The organism is Nocardioidaceae bacterium SCSIO 66511, assembly GCA_023100825.1.
Lineage (GTDB): Bacteria > Actinomycetota > Actinomycetes > Propionibacteriales > Nocardioidaceae > Solicola.
Window position 1 is genome coordinate 309,622 of record CP095846.1, and the last position, 14,760, is coordinate 324,381.

General features: G+C 65.1%; 12 protein-coding genes and 2 pseudogenes. 9 read left to right on the top strand and 5 right to left on the bottom strand.

Annotated features, from left to right (window positions below; genetic code table 11):
* Positions 1–9 precede the first annotated feature (9 nt).
* Entirely contained in the window at positions 10–1,722 is a 1,713-nt protein-coding gene (locus MU582_01445; protein ID UPK75328.1) for a cytochrome bc complex cytochrome b subunit, read from the top strand.
* A 324-nt stretch (positions 1,723–2,046) separates the two neighbouring features.
* Here MU582_01445 and MU582_01450 read toward each other — a convergent pair whose 3' ends face one another.
* Positions 2,047–2,424, bottom strand: coding sequence for a DUF2267 domain-containing protein (locus tag MU582_01450; GenBank protein ID UPK75329.1), 378 nt, complete (start codon positions 2,422–2,424; stop codon positions 2,047–2,049).
* 569 nt (positions 2,425–2,993) lie between these two features.
* Between MU582_01450 and MU582_01455 the strand changes: the two genes are divergently transcribed.
* The 3 genes from MU582_01455 to MU582_01465 all read left to right on the top strand — a co-directional run bounded on the left by MU582_01455 (position 2,994) and on the right by MU582_01465 (position 5,329).
* Entirely contained in the window at positions 2,994–3,701 is a 708-nt protein-coding gene (locus MU582_01455; protein ID UPK75330.1) for a GAF and ANTAR domain-containing protein, read from the top strand.
* A gap of 144 nt (positions 3,702–3,845) precedes the next feature.
* Positions 3,846–4,889, top strand: a complete 1,044-nt coding sequence (locus MU582_01460; GenBank protein ID UPK75331.1) for an aromatic acid exporter family protein — start codon at positions 3,846–3,848, stop codon at positions 4,887–4,889.
* A 182-nt stretch (positions 4,890–5,071) separates the two neighbouring features.
* A complete protein-coding gene (locus tag MU582_01465) occupies positions 5,072–5,329 on the top strand; it encodes a hypothetical protein (protein ID UPK75332.1) in 258 nt (85 codons plus the stop codon).
* A gap of 27 nt (positions 5,330–5,356) precedes the next feature.
* Here MU582_01465 and MU582_01470 read toward each other — a convergent pair.
* Positions 5,357–6,681 (bottom strand): annotated as a pseudogene (locus MU582_01470) (IS3 family transposase).
* Positions 6,682–7,188: 507 nt separating this feature from the next.
* Here MU582_01470 and MU582_01475 point away from each other — a divergent pair.
* The 4 genes and pseudogenes from MU582_01475 to MU582_01490 all read left to right on the top strand — a co-directional run bounded on the left by MU582_01475 (position 7,189) and on the right by MU582_01490 (position 10,533).
* Positions 7,189–7,803: a thiolase family protein gene (locus MU582_01475; GenBank protein UPK77231.1), complete on the top strand. Its 615-nt coding sequence runs from the start codon at positions 7,189–7,191 to the stop codon at positions 7,801–7,803.
* 1 nt (position 7,804) lies between these two features.
* Positions 7,805–8,558, top strand: a pseudogene (locus MU582_01480) (enoyl-CoA hydratase-related protein).
* A 201-nt stretch (positions 8,559–8,759) separates the two neighbouring features.
* Entirely contained in the window at positions 8,760–10,151 is a 1,392-nt protein-coding gene (locus tag MU582_01485; protein ID UPK75333.1) for an MBL fold metallo-hydrolase, read from the top strand.
* Positions 10,152–10,236: 85 nt separating this feature from the next.
* Entirely contained in the window at positions 10,237–10,533 is a 297-nt protein-coding gene (locus tag MU582_01490) for a DUF2277 domain-containing protein (GenBank protein UPK75334.1), read from the top strand.
* Here the strand turns inward: MU582_01490 and MU582_01495 are convergent.
* The gene (locus tag MU582_01495) at positions 10,530–12,491 is read right to left on the bottom strand and encodes an MFS transporter (GenBank protein ID UPK75335.1); all 1,962 of its coding nucleotides are present in this window, start codon (positions 12,489–12,491) and stop codon (positions 10,530–10,532) included. The genes MU582_01490 and MU582_01495 overlap by 4 nt on opposite strands.
* Positions 12,492–12,629: 138 nt before the next feature.
* On the opposite strand from MU582_01495, the gene MU582_01500 reads away from it, so the two are divergent.
* Positions 12,630–13,088 (top strand): YtoQ family protein, encoded by a 459-nt coding sequence (locus tag MU582_01500; GenBank protein UPK75336.1) that lies wholly within the window; start codon positions 12,630–12,632, stop codon positions 13,086–13,088.
* A gap of 7 nt (positions 13,089–13,095) precedes the next feature.
* Here MU582_01500 and MU582_01505 read toward each other — a convergent pair whose 3' ends face one another.
* Entirely contained in the window at positions 13,096–13,812 is a 717-nt protein-coding gene (locus MU582_01505) for an ABC transporter permease (protein ID UPK75337.1), read from the bottom strand.
* Positions 13,809–14,723, bottom strand: coding sequence for an ABC transporter ATP-binding protein (locus MU582_01510; GenBank protein ID UPK75338.1), 915 nt, complete (start codon positions 14,721–14,723; stop codon positions 13,809–13,811). Before MU582_01510 ends, MU582_01505 begins: the two co-directional genes overlap by 4 nt.
* Positions 14,724–14,760: the final 37 nt, after the last annotated feature.

Sequence of the window (14,760 nt, forward strand, 5' to 3'; positions counted from 1 at the left end):
GGGATCACGATGAGTTCGGGCGGACAGAGCTCGACTCGTATCCAGGACACCGGTGTGGGCAAGAAGCCGGCCGGGCCGGTTGGCTGGCTCGACGACCGTCTCGGTCTCGCGACGCTGGCGAAGAGCAACCTACGCAAGGTGTTCCCCGACCACTGGTCCTTCATGCTCGGCGAGATTGCCCTCTGGAGCTTCGTGGTGCTGCTGCTGTCGGGCGTGTTCCTGACCCTCTGGTACGACCCGAGCATGAACGAGGTCGTCTACGACGGCTCGTACGCTCCGTTGCGCGGCGTTGAGATGTCCGCGGCGTACGAGTCGACGCTGCACATCTCGTTCGACATCCGCGGTGGCCTGCTGATGCGCCAGATCCACCACTGGGCGGCGATGCTGTTCGTCGCTTCCATGATGGTGCACATGCTGAGGGTGTTCTTCACCGGCGCCTACCGCAAGCCTCGTGAGTTGAACTGGCTGATCGGCGTGGCCCTGTTGTCCCTCGGCCTGATCGAGGGCTTCGCCGGCTACTCGCTTCCCGACGACCTGCTGTCCGGCACCGGCCCGAGATTCGTGGACGGCCTGAGCCGGTCGATCCCGATCGTGGGCTCGTACCTGGAGTTATTCATCTTCGGCGGGGAGTTTCCCGGCGACATCCTGATCCCACGCTTGACCATGGTGCACATCCTGCTCGTTCCGGCGCTGCTGCTCGGGCTGATCGGTGCGCACATGCTGTTGCTCGTCTACCACAAGCACACCCAGTGGCCTGGGCCCGGGCGTACGGAGAAGAACGTCGTCGGCTACCCGATGCTGCCGGTCTACGCGGCCAAGGCGGGCGGCTTCTTCTTCATCGTGTCCGGCTTCACCGCGATCATGGGTGCGTTGTTCCAGATCAACCCCGTCTGGAACTACGGTCCCTACGACCCATCCCAGATCACTGCCGGAACTCAGCCCGACTGGTACATGGGCTGTGTCGAGGGCGCCGTACGGATCATGCCGAACTGGGAGAGCACCATCCTCGGCTGGACGTTCAGCTGGAACCTGTTCCTCCCCGGGGTCGGCGTGCTCGGGCTCCTGTTCACCCTGCTCGGTGCGTTCCCGTTCGTGGAACAGTGGGTGACCGGTGACAAGCGGGAGCACCATCTGCTCGAGCGCCCTCGCAACGCGCCCACACGAACGGCACTCGGGGTCGCGGGCATCACCTGCTTCGGGATCCTCTGGACTGCCGGCGGAAACGACATCCTCGCCATCGTTTTCCACCTCGACATCTACGCCGTCATCTGGCTCTGTCGTGTCGGTGTGTTCGTAGGCCCCATCGTCGCCTTCGTCATCACCCGGCGCGTCTGCATCGGTCTGCAACGGCAGGACGAGGAGCGGGTGCTGCACGGCTACGAGACCGGCATCATCGAGCGCTCTCCCGACGGCGGGTACTCCGAGCGGCACGCCCCGATCACAGACACCCACGCCTATCAGCTGACCGCACACGATCGGCCGACAGTGCATGAGCTGCCCGCGGACGTGGACGACAACGGCGTACGTGCCCCGCACTCACGGGTCGTGCGACTGCGGGCACGCCTGTCGCGGTTCTACCAGGGCTCCGATGTCCGTAAACCGAGCGCCGACGACATCGAGGTCGCCCATCAACATCACGACCGGCGGCCAGACGTCGAGGACTCCGGAGAGTCCGACGAATTCACCGGCGTCAGCGAGACCGGCATCGCCCGCAAACCCTGATCGAGCCTGCCAGGGCCTGAGGGTCCTGCGTGCAACAACCGCGCCACGACCTACGCGCAGATGGGCAAGGTCAACGACGCTATGCGAGATGGCAAGTGTCGCGATGGACCTGCCTGTCGATTGGATGGCGGAGCCTCGGTCACCTCGGTTCTGAAACTTGCGGACAGGGGTCTGGTGCTCGCCTACCACGTCGACGACCCGATCCTCGAGCGAACTCGGCGACCCCGAGCTTGTCGGAGTTCGCGATCGTGCCGCCCAGGTGGCAGATCCCATCCCGCCAGCGACCACAGGTTAGGCCGAACGTCGACTTGAACCGTCACTCGGTCAGCCGATGATCGGCTCGTACTCGGGTGGCAACTGGCGGCGGAGGTCATCCATCTCTCCGTGGCTGACGAAAGAGCCGATGGTCGCGAGCACCGCATGGGCATGGGTCTCGGCCTCAGCACGGGTGCACCCATCGCGTTGGCGTTCGGCGATTCTTCGGAAGAACTCGTCGAGGTCGTACTTCTGAGGTTCGCCGGCGTGCCTGATCAACACGTCCCTGAACTCGGCGGGGAGCTGGTCCGCGAGGTTGGTCGGCTCGTTGCCGGCAAGGCGCTCGCCAAGGGTGTCGAGGGTCGCGAAGGTAGCGGCAGCGGCCGCGTCCTCATCGGGAAGGTCGGCGCGCTGCTTCACTTCTTTGAGGATCTCTTTGTACTTCATAATCGTTGACTCCTTGCTCGTGGCTGGCACCCCGCGTCCTGATGTCTCGTCGGGGTGACTACTTCCTGCTGTTGAATCCGAGTTTTTGGCGGTCGGGTCGGCGAGAACCTGTGGGCTACGTGTTGGTTGCCGATCGAGCTCCCGGTGCCGAGGGAAGGACACCGCCGCGCCTGGAGGTCCGTCCTGACTGCGTGAGCCAGGACAGTGGATGTCGGCTTCGGGCGGTGTCCTTCCGGCAGGTGGCGGAGATGCGCTGCCGGGCGGACCCGCGAGCCAACTACAACGAAGCAGATGGGATAGTCGCTGGTGGCAGCAACTTCAGACGCTTGTCCGAAGCGAGTAGGACTCCGTCGGCTGCTCTTCCAACCGATTTCAGCATAAGCCTGCGTTGCTCATCGATGCAACCGGTGAGGCGGCCCCTCGGCTGTCTGGTTGAACCGGGAGGCCTGGGGATCAGCCCTGACCGGTCGGGGCCGGCCCCTGCTGTCAGGGTGCCTCGCATGCGACGCTGATACAACCTGGTGCGACGACCTACGATCGGGAAAGACAGGAATCGGCCCGAAGGAGTGATGATGGCGGACAAGGGAGCGTGGGTGGTGGCATCCATGTCGGTGCAGCTCGGGCGAGACCTCGTCGCTCACGATGACCTCCAGCCGGCTCTGCAGACTGTTGTCGATGTGGCACCCGAGATCGCGTCGGCAGACGCAGCGAGTATCACTGTCCTCGATCATGGCCGGTATCGAACCGCTGCGACGACCGATCCCTCCGTTGTGGAGGCTGACAGTCTGCAATATGTGTTGGGTGAAGGTCCTTGTGTGGATGCGACGGACGAGAACGAGCACTACTTGATCTCCGATGTCGCCAATGACCCACGGTGGCCACGTTGGGGTCCGCGTGCGGCCGGGCTCGGCGTCGGAAGCGTCCTCGCGGTCCACGTGCGAGTCGGCGACACGTCAATCGGAGCGATCAACCTTTATAGCTACGCCGGCCGCGATTACGGCCTCGAGGACATCTCTGTCGGCTACATGCTGGCCAGCCAAGTCGGGGCAGCGCTGGCGGCGGTGACCAAGATCGAAAATCTCACCGTCGGGATGGACCGCCGGACGATCATTGGTCAGGCGCAGGGAATCATCATGCAAAAGTACGATCTCGACGCCGGCGTCGCTTGGAATACGATGGTCCGCCTGTCACAGGATTCCAATATCAAGGTTCGCCTGCTTGCAGAGGAGATCGTGTCCAAGCGGGCTCTCCCCGAACATCGCGGTCCATCGAGTTGACCCGCTCACAGGTCCGCCAGCGCGGCTCAGCGAGCTGCCGAGTCGAGTATGCATGCCGTCCTGCCATTGATTGGACCCAGAAGTATGACCTCAGCGCCGGCGGGAGCCCCACGCCCCAACGTGCGGAAACTAGCCGCGTCCGCGATGGCCAGTCTTCGGGACCCGGTGACGCAGACAGACCTGCTGCAGATTTGCAAAGCTGTCGTCGCGGCTGTGCTCGCCTGGGTCCTGGCGGTCGAGGTGTTCGATCTTGCTCAGCCGTTCCTGGCACCGTGGTCGGCGTTGCTCACCGTGCACGCGACGGTCTATCGGACGTTGTCAGAAGGTGTCCAGTCGGTGTCGGCGACCGCCTTGGGCATCGGGCTGTCGTTCATTGTTGCTCAGGCACTCGGTATGGGGGCGCTGACTCTCGGCGCAACGATGTTCCTTGGTCTGCTGGTGGCCCGCACTCGGCTGCTTCGCCAAGGTGGTGTCACGATCGCCACCACAGCGATATTCGTGATCACCACCGGATACGTCCAGCAGGAGTCCCTGCTCCTCATCCGCCTCCTCGATACCGGTGTCGGTGTCGCAACGGGCATCCTGGTCAACCTCGTGGTCATGCCACCATTAAACGACCGCAGCGCCGAGAGGCAGGTCGACTCGATCGACAAACAGCTCGGTTCGCTGATGTCCGACATGGCCGGCGCGTTGGGCCAGACCTGGTCCACTGAACACTCACAGGCCTGGATCGAGCGGACCCGTGGGATGGACAACGACCTTCAGCATGCCTGGCAACTCGTACGACATGCACACGAGAGCGGCTGGTGGAACCCCCGGCGACGGTGGTCGCGTCGCGCTGGCGATCCGACACAGTACGAGCAAGTTCTACGACGCCTCGAGGAAGGCATCGCCCAGACGCGCAGTATGGCCCGCACCATCAACGAATCCACCGAGTCGGCCCACGAATGGGACGCACGCTTTCGCGAACCCTGGCTCGACCTCCTCGCCGAGACCGGCGAACGAGTCACCGATCCCGACGCCGACGTCAAGGCCATGCACGAACGCGTCGACGCACTCACCCGCGAGCTTTCCAGCGAAGACCTTCCCGGCCTCCTGTGGCCCATCTACGGTGCGCTCATCTCGAACCTGGTCAACATCATCGACATCGTCGACGATGTCGCGACGGCCCGACCGGTCCGCACCTGACTATGTCTTGGCCTCTCCGGGTACGATTCAAGTTGAACGACATGAAGAGTTTTTCTCCACAAGATTGCTGAAGTAAGGAGCGCGCCTGTTCCGCAAGAGCAGTCGTCCGGCACGCAGAGCAGTTTGGTCTCCTCCAGATCGCCGACCTTCAGCCGAAAGCCGCCGATGACTCGGCAGCACACATGGACCCCGGGGAACGTTGCCTCGTCTATGAGGATCAGCGCGTCGAGCGCGTCACCATCCTCGCCTTCGACTCCGGCGACGTGACCGTAGTCGCCAGGGAAGCCGACTGGGCCGCCGAGCCGTCGGTCGAACCACAGGATGCCGTCGTCCGACTCCTCGTACTTGTTCCTACTGCCGCGAGGAATCTCGACAACGACAACGCACCTTCCGTCGGCGTGGAGTTCTTGGAGGTCGAGGCGATCAGCCATGTGACGTAGCGCAGCCCGGTACTCCCAGAGGTCCGATCATGTCCCGCAGGGCGACGAGACGGTGAACCGCCCCGGCGTGTCCGGAAACTGTCTAGTTGAGACTCCAGCGATTGCTGGGGTCTGGTGGTGAGCGTAGTGAGCGTGCTCGGCCTCGGCGGGTGTGAGGTCGTCGCAGTACTCGTGGGGCCGGCGGTGGTTGTACCAGTCGACCCACTCGGCAGTGGCGATCTCGAGGTCGTCGAAGCCTGCCATGGCCGTCGCGGTTTGATCAGTTCGGTCTCGTAGAGCCCGATGACGGTCTCGACCAGGGCGTTGTCATATGACGAGCCCACGGCCCCGGTCGAGGGCTTGATCCCGGCAGCATCGAGGTGTTCGGAGTAGGCCACGGACAGGTACTGGGTGCCGTGGTCGTGATGCGCGATCAGGCCGGTCAGGTCCTTGCCGTCACGGTGCCGGGTCCAGATCGCTTGCTCGACGGCGTCGACGACGAGCTGGCTGGTCATCGTCGTGGCCACCGACCAGCCCAGGATCCGCCGGGCGTAGGCGTCGATCACGAACGCGGTGTAGCACCAGCCCGACCACGTCGAGCAGTAGGTGAAGTCCGCGACCCACAAGCGATCCGGTGCCAGGGGTGCGAAGTTGCGGTCAACTAGATCCAGCGGCTTGGGAGCCTTCGGGTCGCTAATCGTGGTCCGCTTGATCTTCCCACGGAGCGCACCGGCCAGGCCCAGCTCACCCATCAGTCGCTCGACGGTGCAGTGTGCGATCGGCGGCTCCTCGGCCGCCCGTTCACGGTTCAGCGTCAGCCACACCTTCCGCGCCCTGTAGACGCCGTAGTTCGCGGCATGCACCACGGCGATCTGCGACTTCAGCTCTGCGTCCCGCACCTCCCGGGCGGTGGGCCTGCGGGTGCGGTGCTCGTAGTAGGTCGCGGGGGTGATCTTGCAGCCAAGCTTGCACAGCGCGGCACAGATCTACTCGACACCCCACCGCAGAACGTCGCCGTCGCGGTCACCGACATAAATCGTCGATGTAGCGCGCGATCAGCGCTGTGGCCGGTCGAGTTCGGCCGCGAAGAAAACCGACGCGCTCTTGAGGATCGCGTTGGCGCGTTTGAACTCGGCGTTCTCCCGCTTCAACCGCTTCAACTCGGCCGAATCCTCGGTCGTAACACCAGGCCGCTGGCCAGCGTCGACCTCAGCCTGGCGACACCACTTGCGCACCGTTTCCGGCGTGCCGACACCAAGCAGCTCGGCGACCTTGCCCATCGCCGCCCACTCCGACTCGTGGTCGGCCCGAATCTCGGCGACCATCCGGACCGCCCGCTCACGCAACTCGGCCGGATAGCCCGGTCGTCCCATCTGAACCTCCTGGTGTCAGGCACCAGAATCCGGAAACTCAGACGCCGTAGAACCCGGGACACACCAAAGCCTCCAGGCATCCCGGGGCGGCTCAGAAGGACACGGTTTGCTGTCTGCGGTCCGGGCCTGTCGTTTTCCTTCTCGGTTCTTAGTTGTGGGGGATCCGAGGTCCAGTCCGTATCTGAAGTGCCCCTATCCGTCGCGGCGGGAGTCTTTGAATGATCGGGTTGCTGCATCGACTGGCGTGGCAATGATCATCGTGGCAGACAGCGTCGCCGAGGCTGTAGTCACTGCGGCGAGAACGTGTTTGTGTATCTACGCCTCTCGGTCCGGGTTGAGTAACGGCGGCATCTCCACAGTCGATATTCACATCGCACGACGCGTGCTACACCGTGCTGCGGTCGTTGGTATGAGGACGATCAGTCAGCGGGAGTTCCGTTCTACGACTTCGGTGCTCGTAGTGGCTACCGACTCGGAAACCGCGAGCTCGTCGATGGAACGGTCATGATGCTCACGGATCCCTTCCATGGTGTGCACATGGGCGTTACTGCCGAGAATGTTGCTCGCGAGTACGGCGTCTCTCGCGATGAGCAGGACGAGTTCGCGCTTGAGTCACAACGGCGGGCGGCGACGGCGGCAGCGCGGGCGGCGTTCGCCGACGAGATCGTCGCCGTTGACGTCGATGGGCGCAAGCCGTTCACCGTTGAGGAGGACGAACACCCCAAACCAGACACTACGCTCGACGCACTGGCCGGCCTTCGCCCGGCCTTCAGCAAGGACGGCACCGTTACGGCAGGCAATGCCTCAGGAATCAACGACGGCGCGGCCGCACTCATCCTGGCTAGGCAGGGTGCCGCCACCGAGCGCGGTCTGAGCGGCCTGGTCTCGCTCGAGGCCTTCGCATCGCAGGCTGTAGCCGTGATCCGTGACTCGAAACTCGACCCGCTGCGTGTCAATCCCTACGGCGGCGCCATCGCGCTCGGGCACCCAGTTGGCGCAACCGGTGCGAACCTCGTTCTTCGCCTTGCCAAGGACATGGTCCGTCGCGACCTGGAGCTCGGCATCGTGAGTATGTGTATCGGCGGCGGGCAAGCGCTCGCAGCGCTGTTCAGAAGGGTCTGACATGAACGACCTCCTGACGTACGACGTCGCCCAAGGCGTGGCGCACCTCGAGCTGAACCGTCCCGGTGCCGCCAACGCACTCGACTTGCCGCTAGCTGAGGCGTTGCGCGCGGGCGTCGCACGCGCGGACGCCGACAACGATGTACGCGCGGTGCTGGTGACCGGTGCCGGCAAGAGGTTCTGCGCCGGCGGTGACGTCGGGGGCCATTCTGGAAGCGCCCAAGCCGGCGGTATACATCGAGGAACTCGCCCTCGAGGCCGACGCGGCCACCCGTGCGCTCACCGATCTCGCCAAGCCCGTCGTGGCCGGTGTTCAGGGCGCCGTGGCCGGCGCAGGTCTTGCGCTCATGCTGAGTGCCGATCTCATCGTCGCGAGTCCTGAGACGAAGTTCGTTCTCGCGTACCCGTCGGTCGGGCTCACGCCGGACTGTGGTCTGTCCTACCTATTGCCTCGTGCAGTGGGACAGCAGCGGGCCTTGAAGTTTGCGTTGATGAGCGAGCCTGCGAACGTCGACGACGCGCTGGCCTGGGGTTTGATCACTGAACCCGCTGCTGACGCTACCGGGCGTGCTCGTGAGATCGCGATCGAGTTGGCCGGTGGTTCTGCACTGGCGTTGGGAGAGTCTCGCAGACTGCTGCGTGGTGGCTGGGAGAATGACCGTGCGTCCACAGGTGCAGAAGAAGCACGAACCATTGGTCGGTTGATGACCGGTGCCGAGGCGAACGACCTGACCCGCAAGTTCATAAGCCGCTGAGGTTTGACGCGGGTGACCGAGCGGGCGCGGTGTCTGCCCGTACACCGTCGACGTTAACGTCAGTCGCAATGGATGCCGACGGCGGGAGATCTCCGCAGAAACGACCTCGTCGAGTCGGCGTACGTGGTCGAATGTTGGTACATGGTCGTTGTCCGCGCGCAGGGCAGCCGTCGGCGACCGTCTACCCGCAGGAGACACCCGATGCTTCTCGAGCGAATCTATGACGACGACCTAGCCCAAGCCAGCTACTTCCTCGGTTGCCAAGCAAGTGGTGAGGCGATCGTGGTTGACCCACGCCGTGATGTCGCCGACTATCTTGCACTCGCGCGGCGGCACGGAATGCGGATCGTCGCCGTCGCAGAGACGCATATCCACGCCGACTATCTGTCGGGTACGCGCGAACTGGCCGCAGCGACCGGCGCCGAGGCGTACGTGTCGGGCGAGGGCGGAGACGACTGGCAGTACGGGTACGACGCCAATCGCCTGAGGGACACCGATGCCTTATCTGTCGGCAACCTGACGATCGAGGCCAGGCATACGCCGGGGCACACACCGGAGCATCTGGTGTACCTCATCACCGACGGAGCGTTCGGCACCGAGCCGGGCTACGTGCTGTCCGGCGACTTCGTGTTCGCCGGCGACCTCGGCCGCCCCGACCTGCTCGACGAGGCAGCGGGCGGAACCGACACCCGCTTCGAAGGTGCGCGCCAGATGTTCACCAGTCTCCGGAGCGCCCTTCGCGACTTGCCCGACCATGTGATGCTCTATCCGGCGCATGGTGCAGGGAGCGCCTGTGGCAAGGCTCTTGGAGCACTGCCGAGTACGACCGTCGGGTACGAACGACTCAATGCGTGGTGGGCGCCGTACGTACGAGACGACGACGAGCCGGGTTTCATCGCCGAGCTGCTCGACGGCCAGCCGGATGCGCATGCGTACTTCGCCCGGATGAAGCGTCAGAACAGGGATGGTCCGGCGGTCGTCGGCCCCCTCTCCGCGGTGCCCGAGCTGGACACGGACGCGATCGCCAGATCGCTTCAGGCGGACGACACAGTGTTCGTCGACACGCGCGATCACTCGCAGGTGAGCCGGGGGACTGTGGTCGGCGCGCTCAACATCCCCGCTCCCGACAAGGCGGCGAGCTTCGGGGCGTGGGCGTACGACCCCGACCGCGAGCAGCGGCCGCTCGTGCTTTTGGCGCCGGACACCGCCACGGCCGACGCGATCCGTGATCACCTGCTCCGGGTCGGTATCGACCACGTCGCGGGTTTCACTCGTGACGTCACGGGTCTACCGCAGAGCACCCCGGCGCGCATTGCTCCGGCGGACCTGGAGGAGTTCGACGCTGCGCTTGTACTCGACGTGCGCAGCAAAAGCGAGCACGTCCGCGCGAGCATCCCGGGCTCGGTCCAGCTCAGCGCAGGCAGGATCCTGTGGCAGCTCGCCGAGCTGCCGGCGGACGGCACCATCGTCTCGTACTGCCAAACCGGCGCGCGAAACTCCGTCGCATCCAGTGTGTTGCGCCGCGAGGGTTTCGACGTGGTCGAACTAGACGGAAGCTATGCGGGCTGGGCGGCCTGGAATCAAGGCCGCTGAGTCGGACGCCCAGGCAGGAGATCCGGACGACTTTGTCCTTGGATTGGCCTGGGCGCGGGGCCGGTGCGCGGGCTACCGTGGCTGTATGTGCCGCAATATTCGCGTCCTTCACAACTTCGATCCGCCGACGACCGACGACGAGGTCCGCGAGGCCGCGTTGCAGTTCGTACGAAAGGTCAGCGGGTCGACCCGTCCGTCACGCGCGAACGCCGAGGCGTTCGACCGGGCAATAGACGAGGTGGCGGTGGCGACTCGGCGACTACTCGACGATCTCGTGACGAAGGCGCCGCCGAAGAACCGCGAGCGTGAGGCGGTCAAGGGACGCGAGCGGCACGAGAAGCGAATGGAGCGCGAGGTGCGCATCCGGACAGCGTCAGCCTAGGCGTCAGGAGCCTCGTCGACGTTGGTGACCGGGATGTCGATGTCGACGATCTGGGATTCGATCGTCAAGGTGACCTTGCGGGCGTGGGCGCGGCCGGTGCGAGGATCGTAGGCGGTGAACACGTAGCGGCCGGTCGGCGGCAGCTGGAACGTATAACTGCCGTTCTCGTCGCAGTGCGTAGAACCGACCTGCTTGCCCATCGCCTCGCTCAGCGCGACGAGAGCGCCGGATGCCGGCGCACCGCCACTGGTGATCACGCCGGAGACGGTGAGCTCGTCGGTGAGGGTGAGGTGCTGTTCGATCTCGTCGCCGGCGAAGTCGAACACGGTGGCGGCCGGCGCCCAGCCGACGGCATTCGCGATCACCACGTACGTACCCGGTCCGGGGAGTACGACTGAGTACCGGCCGCCGTTGTCGGCGCGGCCCCAGTCCAGTTGCTCGCCGTGCACGTCGAGGATCGAGACGAGGATCGTGCCGCGGGCGCTGTCGTCCGGCCGGGCCAGGCTGATCTCGCCGCTGACCACGGACTCTTGCCTCTCTCGGCCTTGGGTTCGCGCGAGCTCACGCTCGTGGTGCGTACGACGACCGGATGGTACGAGCGCGGCCAGCCCGGCGCAGACACCGGCAGCACCTGCGCCGAGTGCCAGCACAGCCCTGAAAGCGTCAGCAGAGGCGAGGGTCACGCCGCCGACCTCAACCGTGTACGTGGCCATGATCGCCGCAACCAGGGTGCTCGCAAGCGAGGTGCCGATCGAGCGGACCAGAGAGTTCAGGCCGTTCGCCGAGGCAGTCTCGGTGATCGGTACCGACGACATGATCAACGTCGGCATGGCCGCAAAGGTGAGTGCCGTCCCGATTCCGACCAGCGTAGAACCGATCACGACTGCGGCAACGGAGTCGGCGTAGATGATTCGGCCGACGTACGTGACTGCCATCAAGGCGGCACCGACGATCAGCACCACTCGGCCGCCCCAACGAGCCAGCGACCATCCGGAGACGGGTGACATCGCAACCATCGCAAGTCCGGAGGGCACCATGGCCAGTCCGGCGGCCGTCACTCCGAGACCGAACCCGGCTCCGCTGGCGGCGGGCTGCTGCAGGACCTGAACGGTGACGAGCATGTTCACGAACATCGCGATGCCCGCAAAGATCGAGGCCAGGTTGGTCATCAGGACCGGGCGTTGAGCGCTGGTACGCATGTCGACCATCGGCTGGTTGACGCGCAGCTCCAACGGCACCCAGATGGCGAGCAGGACGAGCGAAGCTCCCAGTAAGCCCACGACCGACGGCTCGCCCCAACCCCACGTGCTGCCCTTCGAGATCGGCAGCAGGAGGCACACCAGAGCCGCCGAGAGCACCACCGCTCCCGGTACGTCGAACCGGCCGGGCGTACGTACGGGTGATTCACGCACCAGTACGAGCAACGCGGCGACCAGCACTGCACCAGTGATGGCACCGAACCAGAACACCGAGTGCCAACCGAGCCAGTCGGTCAGGACTCCCGCCAGGGGAAGACCGAGCGCCGAGCCGATGCCCATCGTCGCGCTCATCAAGGCAACCGCGGTACCGATGCGCTCCGGCGGGAGCTCGTCACGCAGGATGCTGATGCCGACCGCGATCAGCGACGCCCCGAATCCCTGTAGCGCCCGCCCGATGATCATCGTCACGAACGTGGCGCCCAGGGCGCAGATCACCGACCCGAGGATCATCGCCCCGAGCGCGACCAGCAGCATCCGTCGTTTGCCGTACATATCGGCCATCCGCGCGATGATCGGCGTACCGACGGCCGCGGTCAGCAAGGTGGCGGTGACCAGCCAGGAGGAGTCCGAAGCCGAGATGTCGAGGAGCTCGGGGAACTCCGGCAGCAGCGGGATCACCAACGTGAACTGCAGTGCAGAGACCATGCCGCAGAGCGACAGCACGAGGACGGCTACCCAGGCCGGCGCGGTACGAGGCATCAGGCTCCTTGACTCGAGGGGGACCGGACCCAGTCTCGCCCACTGCAGAACTCACATGACGGCCCAGGTCGGCGGGCAATGCGGGTCGACAGCGCTGGGCTATCCTCGGCCGGGAGGAACCTGGCGACGGAGGTACTGATGAGCGAGCGGACCTGGAACGTCTACCTGGCCGGCGAGATCCACTCCGACTGGCGCGACCGGATCGCGAAGGGCGTCGCCGAACAGGACCTGCCGGTCATCCTCACCAACCCGGTGACAGATCATCCGTCGAGCGACGATTGCGGCGTCGATATCCTCGGCGCGGAAGCCGACAAGTTCTGGCACGACCACAAGGGCGCCGGGGTCAACGCGGTCCGTACGCAGACGCTCCTGCGCGAAGCCGACATCGTCGTGGTCCGGTTCGGCGAGAAGTACAAGCAATGGAACGCTGCCTTCGACGCGGGTCAGGCGTCCGCGCTGGGTAAGCCCCTGATCACGCTGCACCCGCCAGAGCACGACCACGCCCTGAAGGAGATCAACCGCGCGGCGCTCGCCACTTGCCGCGAGCCCGAGCAGGTGGTTGCGATCCTCCGCTACGCGATCAGGGGCGAGCTCTAGTTTCCGGTCACTCGTCGCCAGTGAGGTTGAACGACCGGAGACGATTACCCGCTAACCAGACGCCGGCGACGCTTGCGACGAGTGTGGCGAGCAGCGCGTAGAGCAGCGGAAGATCGGCGACCAGCGAGATGTCAGCGATGTCTCCGACGATGACGGCCGACCATCGGGTGATGCTCAGCCAGCGGACGCCGTCGAGCAGTCCTCCGAGCAAGCTCTCCCAGATCAGCAGGTAGATGAGGCCGATCACCACCGCATGTCGAGTCAGCACCGACAGCAGCGCGAAGATTGCGCAGTACGCTGCGCCGCTGATCGCCGAACCCACAGCGAATGCGAGCCCGAACAACGGTGTGCTCGGCTGTGCGATCAGGCCCGCGAGCAGCATCGGAAGAGCGCCGAAGAGCACAACGCATCCGAGCGCGACAACCAACTTGCTCGCCACGATCGTGTGACGTGAGATCGGCTTGGCAAGTAGGTAAGAGATGGAGCCGTCATCGATCTCCGGTGCGAGCAGCCCAGACGTCGCGAGCAGCGCGAGGAGCGGCACGATCACCACCAGCCCCAGGCCATAGAGCGTGTTCTCCGCGGCCGCGTAGTCATCACCGGCGAGGGAGCGTACGAGAACGGCCATGCCCAGCAGGATGATCGGCAGTACGAGGAGCATCGCGCCACGCCACCGGCCGAAGATGCTTCGTACGCCCAGCCGGGCGATCGTCGAAGAGATCATGACGACACCAAGTACGCGAAGACGCTCTCGAGAGACTCATCCGTCGGAGTCACCTCGAGCAGACGTACGTCATGCGTACGCGCCAGCCGCGGCAATGCCTCGCTGAAACGGCCGAAGTCGGACGCCTCCACCTCGATGCCGCCCTCTGGTCGGAGCCGCGCTCCGCGAACCGACGGATCGCTCAGCAAGGTCGATGCCAGCAGGCGGTCGTTCGCGGTACGAAGGACGAACCGGTTCGGCCGATCTGTCATCAGTCGTCGGATCGCTCCGAAGTCGCCCGAGGCCGCATGCCGCCCCGACACCACGACCTCGACCTGGCGAGCTATCTGCTCGACGTCCTCCAAAATGTGCGAGCTGAACAGGACCGTCCTCCCCTCGGCGCCCATGGCGCGCAGCAGGTCCATCAGGTGGATCCGCTGCCGCGGGTCCATTCCGTTGAATGGCTCGTCCAGCAGCAGGACGGGCGGGTCGTGTACGAGCGCTGAGGCCATCTTGATCCGCTGTCGCATCCCCTTGGAGTACGTCGAGATCCTCCGGTCCTGCGCCTCGGTCATCTCGATCAGCGCGATCGCGCGCGCTGCGGCGTCGCCGGCCGCAGCCAGCCCGTGCAGCTCGGCATTCGCGACGACGAACTGGCGTCCGGTCAGATAGTCCAACGACGCCTCGCGTTCCGGTACGAGACCGATGCTGCGGTAGACCGTCTCGTTGCGCCACAGCGGCACGCCATCGAGAGTGACCGTGCCGGTCGACGGCGCGAGGAAGCCCGACATCAACGCGATCAGCGTCGACTTGCCGGCGCCGTTGGGTCCGAGTAGGCCGGTTACTCCGGGGCCGATCGTCATCGACACGTCGTTGACCGCGACGACATTGCGGTACCACCGGGAAACGTGCTCGATCCGGATCTCACTCATGCCGGCGCCTTCTTGCCTGAACGTCGCAATGCCTCGC